Source organism: Pseudomonas campi (assembly GCF_013200955.2).
GTDB classification, from domain to species: domain Bacteria; phylum Pseudomonadota; class Gammaproteobacteria; order Pseudomonadales; family Pseudomonadaceae; genus Aquipseudomonas; species Aquipseudomonas campi.
In genome coordinates, this window is record NZ_CP053697.2 from 3,046,738 (window position 1) to 3,060,554 (window position 13,817).

Genomic DNA, 13,817 nt, shown 5'->3' on the forward strand with positions numbered 1-13,817 from the left:
TTCCTTGCTAGGCTTGCGGTGCAACTAACCAAGGAGTTTTCCGATGAAGGAACAACGGAAATTTGTCGCGTTACGTGCCCACATTGACGATCTTCTCAAGAACGGAGCCGAGGTAGTCGGGCGCTATCCGTTCACCCTTCGCGTCAATGGACACCTGCTGCGGGCTCAGCATGGCATGCTGATTGGCTACTCGGCCGCGGCATAGCCCAAAGCACAGCACGCGAGCAGCTGCACCGCTCGAATTCGAAAGCCCCTGACGGCATAGCCGCTCAGGGGCTTTTTTTCATTTCAGCAGGTAGCCGGGATATCCACGGTGGAAAACGCTTCGCGGTTTTCCACCGTACGCAGGTTGGCTTTTGTAGGGTGGACAACGCGCAGCTTGTCCACCATGGTTTCCGGCACCAACCGCTCAAGGATGAGCCGCCATGCCCGACTACCGCCGCGCCCGTGTTCCTGGGGCCACCTACTTTTTCACGGTGAACCTGCGTGACCGCAGCAGCGATCTGCTGATCCGCGAGATCGACTTGCTACGCAGCACGGTACGCGCCACCAAGGCCCGTCACCCCTTTCATATCGATGCCTGGGTGGTGCTGCCTGAACACATGCATTGCCTGTGGACACTGCCGCCTGGTGACGCCGACTTTTCACTGCGCTGGAAGGTCATCAAATTCGGCTTCGTTCGACGCCTGCCGGCTACCGAGGCACGCACCAGCACGCAAGACCGGCGCGGCGAACGCGGTATCTGGCAACGCCGCTACTGGGAACACCTGATCCGCGACGAGCAGGACTACCAGCGCCATTTCGACTACGTCCACTTCAACCCACTGAAACACGGGCATGTGCAACGGCTGGTGGACTGGCCCTATTCGAGCTTCCACCGGGCGGTTGCCATGGACCTTTATCCTCAGGACTGGTGTGGCGGCGTGCTGTCAGAAGATGAGGACTTCGGGGAATAGGTGGCGGTGGAAAACGCTTCGCGGTTTTCCACCCTACGCACTGCACTTCGTCGCCCAAGCACCTGACCTGGGTAAATGTGTCAGCGGCTTCAAGTCTTTCACTGCACGGCAGATCATCGACCATCTACAAGAACGAGGAGCGGAGCGTTTACTGGCTCGACTGCGCTTCGCCAAACGTGCGCACAAGGACGACCGGGTGTACCAGCTCTGGCAAGAGGGTTCACATGTTGAACTGGTTTACAGCCCTGCAGTGATGAAAGAGAAGCTCGACTACATCCATCACAACCCACTCAAGCGCGGCTATGTAGACCAGGCAGAGCACTGGCGTTACTCCAGTGCTAGGAGTTACACGGGGCAAGCGGGATTGATTGAGGTTGACCGGTGGGATTCGTGACGCAGAGCGTCACTGGCTGCATTCCCACGCAGAGCGCGGGAACGATCAGTCGACCAATTTTCGCCTACGCATAAAAAACCCGGCCCTTTGCGAAAAGAGCCGGGTTTAGCGTCAGCAGGGACGCTATCAGACCTTGTCGACGGTTTTTTTGATCGCCTCCTTGGCGTCGCCCTTGAGTTGTTGGGCTTTGCCCTTTATTTGCTGAGCATCGCCTTCGCCTTCAAGACGTGGATTATCGGTGACCTTACCGACAGCCTCTTTGACTTTACCGATGGCTTCGTTGGCATGGCCTTTGATTTTGTCTGTCGTGCTGCTCATGTGACACCTCCTATTTAATGGGTTACGGAGAGTGGAGTGCGCTCGGCCGCAATGGTTTCGTATTTCTGACGAATGAATGGTTGGGGAGGCAAAATCGAGCCAGCAGGTAGCCCGGATGTCCACGGCGGAAAGCGCTTCGCGGTTTTCCACCCTACGCAGGTTGGCTTTTGTAGGGTGGGCAACACGAAACTTGTCCACCCATTGCACGCATCGCCAGGCAACACCCATCGCCCAGCATTCCAACCACGCAGAACAACTGTCTTGCGACTAGGTTTACTTGGACACTAAAGCCCCCGGTCACACCCCCAACAGGCGAAGGTTCGTTATGACTAAAAAGATCGATCTGACGATCAACCACGACTACCTCAACCCATTTGCCTCACCAGACACCCCCAGGCTCAGCCCCGAGCTGGTGGACTACCTGTCGGACAGTGCCTGGTACCACCCCGAGCTGAGCCTGCAGATCCGCTGCCCGGAAGATGAGCGCGACCGCCTGCAGCAAGCCATCAGCAATACCTTTAGCGAAAAGAGCGAACAGCTCAGAGGGGATATCCGCACCCAGCGGCTGGTGGCCCTGGTGTTATTGGGGTTGGCACTCGCCCTGGTGCTGGCAGCCACGGCGCTGGGCATTGAGGGCACCCTCCCTGTGGGTGTCGTGACCGTCACCGCGTGGATGCTGCTCTGGCGCAGCGGAGAGATATTCTTTCTGGATCTGCGCAGCAGTAACCGGGAGCTGCGCAAGTACCAACGGATTGCCAGCTCAGCGAAGCAGTTCATCTGAGCCAGCCAGTAGTTCGGACCTCCACGGCGGACAACGCGAAGCCTGTCCACCACCCCTGCTGGCACTAGACGCTCAAGGATGAGCCGCTCCCCGAGCCCAACACACAGCGCCCCGACCTGCCGTTGTGCCCTCCAGGGCCACGCTACGCCTGCTTGTCCTCATTGCCGTCGGGCTTAGGGGCCAGCAACAGCGGCACGACATGCAGAATCAGCAGCGCCATCAGGGTGCCAAGCACCGCAGTCGCTTCATGACCCAGCCCCACGGCCACGCCGATGGCCGCAGTGGCCCATAACCCGGCGGCAGTGGTCAGGCCTTGCACATCGGCGATGTCCTGGCCTTTGAGGATGGTGCCTGCGCACAGAAAACCGATCCCGGCGGCTACGCCCTGAATCACTCGGCTCAGGGCATCGTGACCCGCGCCTTGCAGCTCCAGGAGCATGACGAAGACACTGGCCCCCAGGCACACCAGCATGTGCGTACGCACACCCGCGGCCTTGCCCTTAGCCTCACGCTCATAGCCAAGCCCCCCGCCCAGCAATACGGCCAGGAGCAGACGCAGGGTGGCGCGGGTCAGGTCCTCGACTTGGCCGAGGTCGGAAAACTCGTCCAACAGGGTCGTCAGCACTCGCTCGGTGAAGTCCATCTGCCTCTCCTGCGTCGTGCCCCTTAACTCCTCGCCTAGCCACAGCGGACAACGTGCATGTCGGCGCCACACAAAACCTTCAGTGCTCAGGAGCGCTTCGCCTGCGCCGTCACCGCGCCAACGCCCCAGGTGCGCACGGCGCCCCCTAGGTGCTGAGCAAAAGCTGCGCGACCTTGCTCCCAGGCTGGAGCGCGCGAGCGATCAGCCGTGCTAGACGTAAGATTGACCCTTGAACCCTCGGGGCAGGCGCTGCAGCCCCGGCATGTCGGTGAGCTTTTGCAGCCAGGCTGTGCGCCATTTGCAGGCTTCGTGAAAGGCCTTGGCGACGTGCCGCGCCGCTCTGCGCGCCGTGTTCCGTTCGACTCTGCGAGCCTCCTGGAAGACGTCGCTACCGCGGCAGTTGCGACATTTCACCTGCGCCACTTCCGTGGTGGTGGCCAGTGCGTCGCCGTGGCGACCGCAGGCCAGATGCCCGTCGGCCATGTAGTGAGTAACCTGAGTAGCCATCTATGAATCTCCTGCGCAGTGAATGCGGTACAGGGCAAGCGCTTGGGCCGCGGGGATAGTCGCGAGCAGCATGCGCTGCCCGCATAAGGCCAGCCGGCAGTTCAACGTACTCGGCGCCCTTGCAGGAACTGGACGAGAAACACCACGACCGCCACGACCAGAAGGATGTGGATAAGCCCACCCAAGGTGTAAGACGAAACCAGTCCCAGCGCCCAGAGGATTAACAAGATAATTGCGATCGTCATAAGCATGTCGGTATCTCCAGTCAGTGTGCGGCTCATATCTGCCTGAAGCCAGATTGGGCGCAGCAGTGGCCTCTGGTCTGTTCGCTAGCGAACGCCCGCTGCCACGCAGCAGTAGCCTGGATATCTTTGGCGGAAAACCCTTCGCGGTTTTCCACCCTACGCGTGGTTGATTGAGGTCGGCGCCGGGATGCGTGACACCGAGCCTCATTACCTGCATTGCCGAACGATCCACCACGCGGGCGTTACAATGCCGCCATTACCGATGCCCCGGAGCCAGACTCTCGATGTTCACCCTTGTACAGCTGGACACCCCACCGCCCGAATCCCTGAAAAGCCAGGTGCTGCAAATGGTGGTGGACTACTTCAGCGACATCAGCCCGGTGTCGCTGACACCCAGCAATCCCCTCTACCAGCTGTACCAGTACGTGATCGGCTACGAGGTGCACCTGTATCTGCAGGGCATGGACGCAGCCCTGGATACCAGCGCGCGGCTGATCCTGGCCCTGGATGATCAGGACCCTTCCCAGGTGCTGGGTTTCGCCCTGTACCTGCCGGTCAAGGACGACCCCGAGGCTTGCACCCTGGCCTACCTGGCCGTGCAGGCCAGCCACCGCCGCCACGGTATGGCCCGCGCCATGCTGCAGCAGATGATCACCCGCCACCCGCACGCCGAACTGGCCTGCGTGGCGAGCAAGGTGCCGGTCTTCGAGGCCATGGGTTTTCAGGTGCTGGCGGCGCGTGGCCCGCAGGTGCTGATGAACACCTGGGCGCACAGCTCGGATGGCATGATCGCCGTGCAGGACCTGGCGCCGATCTTCCAGTCCAAGGAAGTCCGACAGATCCACGCCTACCTGGTGCAGCAGCACGGCAAGAAAGCCATGAGCGACGCAGAGAAAAAGCGCGACCGCCAGCTCGACCAGATGGCCCGCCAGGCGCAGGCGCTGGTCGACGAGCGCCGCGCCTAGCGCCTGAACGCTCCCTCACGCCGTCCGCGAGGTAATGCTGCCCCAGAGACTCCCGCGTCGACTCGGGGTCGGGCTCGCGAAGTTTGCAAGTTCGATATGGTTTGGCTCTATCGGCAGCCTTATCTAGGTCTATTCAGACTTTGCCGGGCCATCCATGTAGACCTACCGTTAAAGTCGCTGTCCTTCGGTGTGTCTTTGTGGGTTGTGAGCGAAAGCCCTGGGCTAAGTATTGCTGGAGCATCCCCGGTTAGGGAGCGGTCCGGGGCCGCGTGCGGTTCATGATTGAGCAACGAAGCCATTTCGTACTCTTGAGTGGAGAAAAATCATGATTGCCAAGAACCTCTTAACAGCCCTCGCGACGCTGGTCATCGTCGGCGGCGCGCCGTGGCTAGCGATGCCCAGCTATGCAACAGAGCAGGCCGATGAGCGGCAGGAGTCACGCGACACCAAGCAGGAAGGACGCGACGCGGCCAGAGAAACCAAGGAAGAATGCAAGGAGGGCGATGAGTCGAGCCGCGCAGAATGCCGTCAGGACAAGCGCGACACCAAGCAGGATACGCGCGACACCGCCCGCGACATCAAGTACTGATAGCCAGCAGCCTGGGTATTCAGGGTGGGCAACCTGCTCGCGGTTCCCACCCCACAACAAACCGATACTTTCCAGTGCTCAAGGCGCACCGAACAGCGCCGTCCAGTAGATCCCCGCATCACTCTTCGGGTCGACCGCATAGGCGGCGCCCAGCTCGCTGAACTGCGCAGCCATCAGGTTGGCGCAGTGACCGGGGCTGGCCAGCCAGCCGTCGACCACCTTGCGCGCGCCATCCAGCCCGGCGGCGATGTTCTCGCCGACCTGCTGGCCGCTGTAGCCGGCCAGCTCGGCGCGGTCACCGGGGGTGCGGCCGTCGCGGTCACGGTGGTCGAAGAAGTTGCCATTGGCCATCGCCCGGCTATGGCTCTCGGCCGTACTCGCCAGCGTGGCGTTCCAGGCCAGTGGAGCGGCAGCCGCGAAGGGTTGTCCGCCACATTGGCGCGCCTGGGCGCGGGCGGCGTTGATCTGCTCCAGCAGCTTCTGCCCTTCGGCCTGCCAATCGCCCAGGCGACCGCCGAGCAGTGGCCGCGCCAGCACGATGCGCCAGTCGCGGTCCAGACGGCTCACGCCGATATCGACGAACTGCGGATCGAGCACCACCTGGCAGAAGCTCTCGCGCAGGGCCTGCATGGCCGATTGCGCATCGCGCGGGCCGGACAGGCTGATGGCCTGCACGTTGACCATCGGATAGCTGGCGCGGGCCAGCGAGCCCTGCAGGTCGGCGCTACCGGTGGCCGGCAGCACCAAGCGCGGATCGGCGGCCAGGGGTGGCAGCTCGGCCGAAGCCTGGCCGGCACAGCGCTGCACCTGGCTGCGGTAGGCGTTGATCGAATCGACCAGTTGCGCCTCTTCGGCCGCTCCCGCCGTGGCAGCCAACAGCAGGTCCAGCGACAGGGCGACGAGATACGGAATGAATGACGTGACGCGCATGAACAGCTCCCTCGACATGACTGCGCACATGATGCGCGATTACGCGCATTTGCGAACCCCATACGGGCGCAGATCGTGCGCGAGCGGGTCGGGAGGCTGCGTAGGGTGCGTCGTGTGCACCACAAACCCCATGAGGGCACCCTGGCAAAGGCATCCTGATCAGACCGACGCTCAAAAGATCCTCAACAGCTGCTTAGCGATTTACTCGCCAACCGACTAAGGTGTCGACGTCCCGGACAGGCATGACCTACCCGCCGTCCGGCCACCCAACCCGCCAAGGAAGCTTGTCATGCACCTGATCACCGCCCAGCTGAAACTCATCATGCTGATCACCGGCGCCCTCACCTGCACCATGGCCTACGCCCTTGTCGCGCCGCAGGCCGCGCTGCTGTCGATGTTTGGTGAAGCCCTGCCGGACAGCCCGCTGATGCACATCGTGGTGCGCAGCTGGGGCATGCTGATCACCCTGCTCGGCGCGGCGCTGATCTACGGCGCCTTCAACCCGGCCGTGCGCCCACTGGTGCTGACCCTCGCCGGCCTGAGCAAGCTGGTGTTTGTTGGCCTGCTGATACTGCTGGGCGGCCAGTACCTGCCGCAGACCCTCACGCCGATCGTGGTCGATAGCCTGGCCGTGATCCTCTACGCCATCTGCCTGCCGCGCGCTCGCCGCGAAGCCGCCGCGGTTTGAGCCTGAGCCACTAGGGTCTATCAGTCGCTCAGATAGCTCTGCACGATGCGGTCGTAGCTGCCGTCCTCGACCAGTTGCCGCAACACCTGCGCATAGCTCTGCACGAACTCCGCCGTGTTGCTCTTCTTGCTGAACGCTACTTCGGCAGCCTCGGCGGAAACCACCACGGCCGTCGGCTGGATGCTGTCGTCGAGGCCCAGCTGCTGGGTCTCATAGAGGCCCGTGCTCTCATCGGCAATCACGCCGTCGATGCGCCTCTTCTTGACCATCTGCCACAGGTTGGCGCGACTGGTGGTGAACGACACGCGCGAGGCGAAGTCGGCATCGGCCATCAACTGCTGATAGACCGGCCCGTAGGAAACATCGATCTGCGCGCCCAGGCGGAACGTGGTGTTCTGCAGCTCGAGCAGATCGCTGACGGGCCAGCGGGCCAGGGCGTCCTGGTGCATGAAAAGGATATTGCGCGAGGGTTTCAGCACCGCGCCGGAGAAGTGCGCATACACCTCGCGCTCGGGCTTGCGAAAGGCGCCAGGGAGAATATCCAACCGCCCCAGCTCTAGCTCCCGGAGCGCCCGCGCCCAGGGCATTTTGACCAGCTTCACCGTACAGCCCAGACGCTCCAGCGCCGCTCGGTTAAGGTCAATGTCGATACCGCCGACCTCGCCATTCGCGCGCAGCATGCTGAAGGGCGGGTCATCGTCCCAGCGCAGGGTCTTCTGGCAGGCCTGCACCACCCCCGGGAGGCTGATAAGCAGAAGCAGCACCGTGCATGTATAGAAACGGCGTAGCGGGCTCGAAGCGTCGACGACAACTCTATCCAAGATCAGCGCTCGCAGGGACTCGTCCGATGGGTTTGAGTCTAGAGAAGCGCGCGGGCGGCGGCCACGATTTCCTGCGGCTGCCCAGACTCGGCCATGGCCCCACCTGCAGCAGAGCCACTGGGCATGGCTTACACGCAAGAACCTAGCGGTAGACGACCGAGACAATCAGGGCTCAGCAGCAGGCTTCTCCAGCTTTTCCCCACGTGGAATTACCACGTAAGATCGGATCGGCTAGCTGTTCGCTAGCTACTGATTAACCATGGCTAGGGATTCGCCAGTGACTTCATCAGCTAGAGCACTAACCTTTTTAGTTGTACTTCTGCCCTTACTAACAGCCTGCCAAGCAGGACCGCCCCCTGCCCCAAAAGCGCGAATTGAGCCCGTAATAGTCGACGTTTCAAAGTGGGCAACCGATCCAAGTCAATGTCACCGCGAGTACAACACCATCAATGGAGAATACATTTCCGGCATGGTGTGCAGCTCAGCAGCTGAGGGCCTGCTAAGGAATGGCGATCCCGCAATTCGCGTATTTCTTGGCCACTCTCAGGTAACCGGGCCCTTACCTATTCCGCAGACTCTTGAGGGTGCTCGAGTAGAGGAGCAAGGACTTCAGCTTCATCTGCAGTGCGGCTGGTTGAGTCTTGACGCGGAATCAGGTCAGCAGGTGTTGAACTGCTTGCTGACTGCAGATGACCAGCAGCTTGTGAACGTATTGTTCAATTACGATTGAGCATCTTCGACACTTAATCGACAGCCACAGTCCCTAGAAAGCAAAAGCCCCCGAAACTCTAGGAATTTCGGGGGCTTAGGCTTTCATGTATGGCGGGAAGATAGGGATTCGAACCCTAGGTGCACTTGCGTACACAACGGATTTCGAATCCGTCCCGTTCGGCCACTCCGGCATCTTCCCACGGCGGCGCGCATGATATCAGCTCAAGGCGTTTTGGCGAACCCCGTTCGGCGTTTTTTTCGCATGGATTCAGGTGCTTGCGCACTCGCAGTGCAATGCGGGCTTTTCCCGGGCAGAAAAAAGAGGAGCCTAGGCTCCTCTTTACTAGCGCCCATGCAAACGCCGGTCAGTTGGTCAGACGGGTCAGTGCTTCGCGGTACTTGTCCGCAGTCTTTTGCGCCACGTCGGCCGGTACGGCGGGAGCTGGCGGCTCCTTGTTCCAGCCGGTGGATTCCAGCCAGTCACGCACAAACTGCTTGTCGAAGCTCGGCGGGTTGCTGCCTTCGGCGTAGCTGTCGGCCGGCCAGAAGCGGCTGGAGTCGGGGGTCAGCGCCTCGTCCATCAGGGTCAGGGTGCCGTCTTCGTCCAGGCCGAATTCGAACTTGGTGTCGGCGATGATGATGCCGCGGGTGGCCGCGTATTCCACCGCTGCGCTGTACAGGGCGATGGCGGTGTCGCGCACCTTGGCCGCCAGTTCGGCGCCGATGATCGCCTCGCACTGGGCGAAGCTGATGTTCTCGTCATGGTCGCCGACGGCGGCCTTGGTCGAGGGGGTGAAGATCGGTTGCGGCAGCTTGGCTGCCTCTTTCAGCCCGGCTGGCAGCTGGATGCCGCAGACGGTGCCGCTCTTCTGATATTCCTTCCAGCCGGAGCCGACGATGTAGCCGCGCACGATGGCTTCCACCGCCACCGGCTGCAGACGCTTGGCCACTACGGCACGACCTTCCACCAGCGGCAGCTCGGCAGCCGGCACCACGTCTTCGACCTTGTCGCCGGTGAAGTGGTTGGGCACCACATCCTTGAGCTTGTCGAACCAGAAGTTGGAGATGGCGGTGAGGATCTTGCCCTTGTCCGGGATCGGCTCGTTGAGGATCACGTCGAAGGCCGACAGGCGATCGGTGGCGACCATCAGCATGCGCTTGGCGTCGATTTCGTAGAGGTCGCGGACTTTGCCCGAATAGATTTTCTTCAGGCTCAGGGTGCTGGGAGTGGTCATGTCGGAATTTCCGCCTTGATCAAACGAAACAGGCGAAACCCACCGGGTTTCGCCTATCGAGTTACTGCTCGGCCGGCACCCGAGGTGCCGGCACGTTGCAACTTAGCCGAGGTTTTCCTGGATCAGCTGCAACACACGGCGCGCCACGTCTTCCGGCGCTACGGTGTTGAGGTCCTTCTCCACGGAAACCTGTACGTCGCCATCGGCTGAGCGGGTCAGGCGGACCTGAAAGCGCTCGGCGCGGGCGTCGATTTCTTCCTGGCTCGGCTCGCTGCCGAACAGGCCGCTGATGAAGCCTTTCTCTTCTTCCGGCTTCTTCGCGCCTTCAGCCAGGTTGACGTAGTACACGCCCAGGCTGCGGTTGATGTCGTCGATGCGCACGTTGCCCAGTTCCAGGGAACGACCGACGCTGGACCAGGCACGATCGAAGTCGGTGCTGAGGTTGAGTACCGGGTTGCCGTTGCCGTCCTGGGTCAGGCTGACGCGGCTCGGTGCATCGTAGTCGCGGGCGGCCAGCAGGGACACCGAGCCGTGCTCGGCGGTGCTGCTCAGGTCAGCCAGCATGCCGTCGAGCAGCGAGGCCTCCAGCGGGGCATTGCCGGTGCGCGCCGGGAAGGCGACGTCGGCAGTGCTACCCTCGTCGCGCTCGGCGCTGACCACGAATACTTCGCTGGTGTTACGCACCACGCCCGGCTCGATGCGCACGCGTACGCGCACTTCATTGTCACTGTCAGTCATCAGGTCGCCCAAGCGACGCGCCATGGACGGTGCCAGCTCTGCAGCCGGCTGCCAGGCGCTGCTGAACTCGCCGGTCTGCGGACGCTCTTCGGCAATACGGAAACCGTTGTTCTCGAAATACTGGCGGGCCACCGGCCAGACTTCCGCCGGGCTGCGCTGAGCCACCAGCCAGCGCGAGTCACCGCTCTTCTGCAGGCTGAACTCGCTGGTCTCGCCGACCGCCATGGCCTGCGGACGCGGCACTTCGAATTTTTCCGGAGTATCGGTGCTGGTGGCCACGTTCATCGGCACCGGCAGCAGGGGGTCGATGCGCTTGGCATCGACGTTCGCCGGCATCTGCATCGGCGCGGTCTGGCGCGCGTCCAGGTAATCGGTGCCGCGGTCACGGAAATAGCCTTCGTCACCCCACAGCCACCCGCAACCGCTGGTGCTGGAGATAATCACGGCAAGGGCGGAAAGTCCGGCCAATCGCTTCATGCGTAATGCTTCCTCGGTTAAACCAGTACGCCGGACTGGCGCAGGGCCTGACGCAGCGGTTCGTGACAACGCGGGCTGAGCCAGGTCAGGGGCAGGCGGATGCCATCCGGCATCATGCCCATTTCATGCAGGGCCCACTTCACCGGAATCGGGTTGGATTCGATGAACAGGGTTTTGTGCAGCGGCATCAGGCGTTCGTTGATGGCCCGGGCAGTGGCGGCATCGCCAGCCATCGCGGCGGCGCACAGTTCGGCCATGGCGCGCGGCGCGACGTTGGCGGTCACCGAGATGTTGCCCTTGCCGCCCATCAGCATCAGTTCGACGGCAGTGGCGTCGTCACCGGAATACACCAGGAAATCCTTGCTCACCCGGTCCAGTACTTCCTGGCCACGCTGCAGGTCGCCGGTGGCTTCCTTGATGCCGATGATGTTGGCGATCTTGGACAGGCGCTCGACGGTCTCCGGCAGCATGTCGCAAACAGTACGACCCGGCACGTTGTAGAGAATCTGTGGAATCGCCACAGCTTCGGCGATATGGCGGAAGTGCTGGTACAGGCCTTCCTGGGTCGGCTTGTTGTAGTAGGGGGTTACCAGCAGGCAGGCATCGGCGCCGACGCTCTTGGCGTTCTGGGTCAGCTCGACCGCTTCGCGGGTGCTGTTGGCGCCGGTACCGGCGATCACCGGGATGCGCCCGTTGACCTGATCGACTACGCGGCGGATGACCTCGACGTGCTCGTGGACATCCAGGGTGGCGGACTCACCCGTGGTGCCGACGGCAACGATGGCGTTGGTGCCCTCTTGCAGGTGGAAGTCCACCAGCTTGCTCAGGCTGTCCCAATCCAGACCACCCTGTGCGTCCATGGGCGTGACCAGTGCCACCATACTGCCCGAAATCATGCAACCGCTCCTGCCGGAAAAAGAGAGCCGTAATGGTACTGACGCCACCAGGGTTGTACAAGCAAAGGACTGCACCAGCCGACCGTTAAACAGAATGTGCTGTCAGCCACGCCGTACGCCGCACCGGCATTCCCCTGAGCGGTGCTTTTCGCTACCCTTCCTGCTTTGTTCGCCACGTCATGTGCCGATCACTCTTCGTTTTAGGAATGCTGCATGTCCACCCCCCAGGTTCGCGAACAATTCCTCGTTATCAGCGCCCTCGGCGCCAACCCCATGGAGCTGACCAGCGTGCTGTGCCGGACCAGCCAGGAGAACCGCTGCGCCATCGTCAGCACTCGCCTGACCCGCCACGGCGAGTTCAGCGCGCTGATCCTGCAGGTCAGCGGCAGCTGGGATGCCCTGGCGCGCCTGGAGGCGGCCCTGCCGGTACTGGCCAAGAAGCACAGCTTCAGCGTCAACATGACCCGCAGCGGCGCCCAGGAAAGTCGCCCCCAGGCCCTGCCTTACGTGGCCTACGTCAGCTGCGTGTACCGCCCGGACATCCTCAACGAGCTGTGCCAGTTCTTCAGTGATCACCGCGTCGAGCTGGAAAACATCACCTGCGACACCTACCAGGCGCCGCAGACCGGCGGCACCCTGCTGAATGCCACGCTGACCGTGACCCTGCCAGCAGGCACGCAGATCAGCTGGCTGCGCGACCAGTTCCTCGACTTCGCCGACTCGCTCAACCTCGATGCGCTGATCGAACCCTGGCGCCCGCAGAATCCTTAGGGTCTGTTCCCGTTTCGTTCACGGCCGCGACGGAGCCCGTTTTTGCGCGGAACTAGGCACGAGACGCGAGGTTTGGTCGCCCAAATGAGCCGTCGAGTAACGACGCTCCGCGCAAAAACGAGCCCGTCCCTGCGGGTTGCGCGTAAAATCGCGCCATGCGTCGTTGCGGGACTTGCCAAGGGAATGACCATTGCCTGCGTCCCGCGCCTAGCCTGGCGCGATTTTGCGCAGCAACGCGACTCGCGAACGAAACGGGAACAGACCCTTAGGAGCAGAACATGGCAGTGACCCTCGACCAGCTGGTCGCCGACTTCAGCGCCGCCGCCACCAGCGGCGTGCAGGTATCCCTGAGCGCCCTCAAGGGCCAGCAAGTGGTGATCTACTTCTACCCGAAGGACAGCACCCCGGGCTGCACCACCGAAGGCCAGGGCTTTCGCGACCACTACCCGGCCTTCCGGGCGGCCAATACCCTGGTGTTCGGCGTATCGCGCGACGGCATGAAGTCCCACGAGAACTTCAAGTGCAAGCAGGAGTTCCCCTTCGAGCTGATCTCGGACAAGGACGAAGCGCTCTGCCAGCTGTTCGACGTGATCAAGCTGAAGAAGCTTTACGGCAAGGAATACCTGGGCGTCGACCGCAGCACCTTCCTCATCGACCAGAACGGCGTGCTGCGCCAGGAATGGCGTGGGGTGAAGGTGCCGGGGCATGTCGAGGCCGTACTGGCCGCCGCCCAGGCGCTGAGCAAGCGCTAAACCGCCGAACATGAAAAAGGGCCGCAAGCGCGGCCCTTTTTATTGCTCATTTCCCAGGTTACTGTCTGAGCATCAGGCCTTGCGCAGCCAATAGCGAAACACCCCACCCGCTTCCTCCTCGCGCAGCAACTCATGCCCGGCCAGGCGAGCAAAGGCACGGAAATCGCGCTGCGAGCCGGCATCGGTGGCGATCACCTTGAGCACTGCGCCGCTGGGCAAGCGGTTCAGCTCCAGCTTGGCCTTGAGCAGCGGCAACGGGCAGTTCAGGCCGCTGGCATCCAGCTCGGCATCGCAGGCAACAGGATCGGTCATCGGGGCTCTCCACAGGGGCGGCAAGCATACCCAAGGCCGCACAACCCTGGCCAGCCGACCGCCCAGGCGGCTACAGTACAGCCTTTGT

General features: G+C 62.3%; 18 protein-coding genes, 1 tRNA gene and 1 pseudogene. 9 read left to right on the forward strand and 11 right to left on the reverse strand.

The features are described from left to right. The first annotated feature begins 43 nt into the window (after window positions 1-43). From HNE05_RS14085 to HNE05_RS20500, 3 genes and pseudogenes are all read left to right on the forward strand, one after another. The gene (locus HNE05_RS14085) at window positions 44-205 is read left to right on the forward strand and encodes a hypothetical protein (RefSeq protein ID WP_173208503.1); all 162 of its coding nucleotides are present in this window, start codon (window positions 44-46) and stop codon (window positions 203-205) included. 220 nt (window positions 206-425) lie between these two features. Beyond that, a complete protein-coding gene (locus HNE05_RS14090; RefSeq protein WP_173208506.1) occupies window positions 426-956 on the forward strand; it encodes an REP-associated tyrosine transposase in 531 nt (176 codons plus the stop codon). A gap of 40 nt (window positions 957-996) precedes the next feature. Next, window positions 997-1,350, forward strand: a pseudogene (locus HNE05_RS20500) (transposase); the annotation flags it as partial. Between the two features lie 126 nt (window positions 1,351-1,476). On the opposite strand, the gene HNE05_RS14095 reads toward HNE05_RS20500, so the two are convergent. Then, window positions 1,477-1,668, reverse strand: a complete 192-nt coding sequence (locus HNE05_RS14095; RefSeq protein ID WP_173208508.1) for a CsbD family protein — start codon at window positions 1,666-1,668, stop codon at window positions 1,477-1,479. 325 nt (window positions 1,669-1,993) lie between these two features. Here HNE05_RS14095 and HNE05_RS14100 point away from each other — a divergent pair, with 325 nt between their 5' ends. Continuing rightward, window positions 1,994-2,449 carry a hypothetical protein gene (locus tag HNE05_RS14100; protein ID WP_173208510.1) on the forward strand — a complete coding sequence of 152 codons (456 nt, stop codon included), beginning with the start codon at window positions 1,994-1,996 and terminating at the stop codon, window positions 2,447-2,449. Window positions 2,450-2,591: 142 nt separating this feature from the next. Here the strand turns inward: HNE05_RS14100 and HNE05_RS14105 are convergent, their stop codons facing one another. From HNE05_RS14105 to HNE05_RS14115, 3 genes are all read right to left on the reverse strand, one after another. Continuing rightward, window positions 2,592-3,092: an MgtC/SapB family protein gene (locus tag HNE05_RS14105; protein ID WP_173208512.1), complete on the reverse strand. Its 501-nt coding sequence runs from the start codon at window positions 3,090-3,092 to the stop codon at window positions 2,592-2,594. Between the two features lie 210 nt (window positions 3,093-3,302). Further along, a complete protein-coding gene (locus HNE05_RS14110) occupies window positions 3,303-3,599 on the reverse strand; it encodes a hypothetical protein (protein WP_173208514.1) in 297 nt (98 codons plus the stop codon). Between the two features lie 101 nt (window positions 3,600-3,700). Further along, window positions 3,701-3,880: a lmo0937 family membrane protein gene (locus tag HNE05_RS14115; RefSeq protein ID WP_338053192.1), complete on the reverse strand. Its 180-nt coding sequence runs from the start codon at window positions 3,878-3,880 to the stop codon at window positions 3,701-3,703. A 248-nt stretch (window positions 3,881-4,128) separates the two neighbouring features. Here HNE05_RS14115 and HNE05_RS14120 point away from each other — a divergent pair, with 248 nt between their 5' ends. Further along, the gene (locus tag HNE05_RS14120; RefSeq protein ID WP_173208518.1) at window positions 4,129-4,809 is read left to right on the forward strand and encodes a GNAT family N-acetyltransferase; all 681 of its coding nucleotides are present in this window, start codon (window positions 4,129-4,131) and stop codon (window positions 4,807-4,809) included. Window positions 4,810-5,134: 325 nt separating this feature from the next. Next, complete coding sequence (locus tag HNE05_RS14125; RefSeq protein WP_173208520.1) at window positions 5,135-5,398, forward strand: hypothetical protein; 264 nt, start codon at window positions 5,135-5,137, stop codon at window positions 5,396-5,398. 78 nt (window positions 5,399-5,476) lie between these two features. Here HNE05_RS14125 and HNE05_RS14130 read toward each other — a convergent pair whose 3' ends face one another. Then, window positions 5,477-6,328, reverse strand: coding sequence for a CAP domain-containing protein (locus tag HNE05_RS14130; RefSeq protein ID WP_173208522.1), 852 nt, complete (start codon window positions 6,326-6,328; stop codon window positions 5,477-5,479). Between the two features lie 289 nt (window positions 6,329-6,617). Here HNE05_RS14130 and HNE05_RS14135 point away from each other — a divergent pair, with 289 nt between their 5' ends. Next, window positions 6,618-7,016 carry a hypothetical protein gene (locus HNE05_RS14135; protein WP_173208523.1) on the forward strand — a complete coding sequence of 133 codons (399 nt, stop codon included), beginning with the start codon at window positions 6,618-6,620 and terminating at the stop codon, window positions 7,014-7,016. 20 nt (window positions 7,017-7,036) lie between these two features. On the opposite strand, the gene HNE05_RS14140 is transcribed toward HNE05_RS14135, so the two are convergent. From HNE05_RS14140 to dapA, 5 genes are all read right to left on the reverse strand, one after another. Beyond that, window positions 7,037-7,837: a substrate-binding periplasmic protein gene (locus HNE05_RS14140; RefSeq protein WP_240008761.1), complete on the reverse strand. Its 801-nt coding sequence runs from the start codon at window positions 7,835-7,837 to the stop codon at window positions 7,037-7,039. An 820-nt stretch (window positions 7,838-8,657) separates the two neighbouring features. Next, window positions 8,658-8,747: transfer RNA gene (locus HNE05_RS14145), tRNA-Ser, on the reverse strand. Between the two features lie 166 nt (window positions 8,748-8,913). Beyond that, the gene (locus HNE05_RS14150) at window positions 8,914-9,783 is read right to left on the reverse strand and encodes a phosphoribosylaminoimidazolesuccinocarboxamide synthase (RefSeq protein ID WP_173208525.1); all 870 of its coding nucleotides are present in this window, start codon (window positions 9,781-9,783) and stop codon (window positions 8,914-8,916) included. Between the two features lie 102 nt (window positions 9,784-9,885). After that, entirely contained in the window at window positions 9,886-10,998 is a 1,113-nt protein-coding gene (bamC, locus tag HNE05_RS14155) for an outer membrane protein assembly factor BamC (protein ID WP_173208527.1), read from the reverse strand. Window positions 10,999-11,015: 17 nt separating this feature from the next. Beyond that, complete coding sequence (gene dapA, locus HNE05_RS14160) at window positions 11,016-11,894, reverse strand: 4-hydroxy-tetrahydrodipicolinate synthase (protein ID WP_173208529.1); 879 nt, start codon at window positions 11,892-11,894, stop codon at window positions 11,016-11,018. A gap of 213 nt (window positions 11,895-12,107) precedes the next feature. On the opposite strand from dapA, the gene HNE05_RS14165 reads away from it, so the two are divergent. After that, on the forward strand, window positions 12,108-12,665 hold the full coding sequence (locus HNE05_RS14165) for a glycine cleavage system transcriptional repressor (RefSeq protein ID WP_173208531.1): 558 nt from the start codon (window positions 12,108-12,110) through the stop codon (window positions 12,663-12,665). A 278-nt stretch (window positions 12,666-12,943) separates the two neighbouring features. Beyond that, complete coding sequence (locus tag HNE05_RS14170; RefSeq protein ID WP_173208533.1) at window positions 12,944-13,417, forward strand: peroxiredoxin; 474 nt, start codon at window positions 12,944-12,946, stop codon at window positions 13,415-13,417. A 72-nt stretch (window positions 13,418-13,489) separates the two neighbouring features. On the opposite strand, the gene HNE05_RS14175 is transcribed toward HNE05_RS14170, so the two are convergent. Beyond that, a complete protein-coding gene (locus HNE05_RS14175; RefSeq protein ID WP_173208535.1) occupies window positions 13,490-13,729 on the reverse strand; it encodes a sulfurtransferase TusA family protein in 240 nt (79 codons plus the stop codon). Window positions 13,730-13,817 lie beyond the last annotated feature (88 nt).